The 542-nt window shown below is 56.1% G+C and carries 2 protein-coding genes; one reads left to right on the forward strand and one right to left on the reverse strand.

What is annotated here, in order from left to right; translation table 11 throughout:
- Positions 1 to 157 (reverse strand): helix-turn-helix domain-containing protein (locus V7676_RS18775; protein WP_335661078.1); only part of this gene is annotated, 157 nt, incomplete at its 3' end.
- A 141-nt stretch (positions 158 to 298) separates the two neighbouring features.
- On the opposite strand from V7676_RS18775, the gene V7676_RS18780 reads away from it, so the two are divergent.
- On the forward strand, positions 299 to 538 hold the full coding sequence (locus tag V7676_RS18780) for a DUF2188 domain-containing protein (RefSeq protein WP_335661077.1): 240 nt from the start codon (positions 299 to 301) through the stop codon (positions 536 to 538).
- The last annotated feature ends 4 nt before the right edge of the window (positions 539 to 542 follow it).

A 542-nucleotide genomic window follows, 5' to 3' on the forward strand; every position in this document is an offset into this window, starting at 1 on the left:
TCTTAGCTATCTTCTCACCTGAAGGTCGCGGCGGGTTCTTGTTCTCAAGTTCCCAGATGTAGCTCTTGCTAGACTCGGAAAGTTCCGCGAGCTTCTCGAGCGTATAGCCTTTGGCCTTTCGCAAGGTGCGGATTTTCTCGCCTAGAGGGGTGGACACCAAACGCTCCTCCTACTGACTCGTCGAAGTTCAGAGTAGGCGCACCTGGCGGCCTTGACAACGCGTATGAGGGACCCTAACTGTAAGTTCGGAGTAGGCGCACTTTTTATGCGCCATAAATGCCAAATGAGGAAAACCCATATGAGCAAAGGACCTGAAACACACCACGTAGTGCCCAACCCCGATGGTGGTTGGGATGTGAAACGGGGAGGCGCCGGCCGGGCCAGCAGTCACCACGACACAAAGCAAGATGCGATTGATCGCGGCCGCGAGATCAGCCGCAATCAGCGAACTGAGTTCCGCATTCACAACAAGGACGGGCGGATCGCTCGCAGCGATAGCCACGGCAATGATCCGTTCCCGCCCCGCGACAAGAAATAGGAGG

This window comes from Parasphingorhabdus sp. (assembly GCF_036963805.1).
Lineage (GTDB): Bacteria > Pseudomonadota > Alphaproteobacteria > Sphingomonadales > Sphingomonadaceae > Parasphingorhabdus.

Excerpts from the sequence above, each read along its gene's own strand:
- V7676_RS18780 (WP_335661077.1), top strand. The coding sequence starts at position 299 with ATGAGCAAAGGACCTGAAACACACCACGTAGTGCCCAACCCCGATGGT.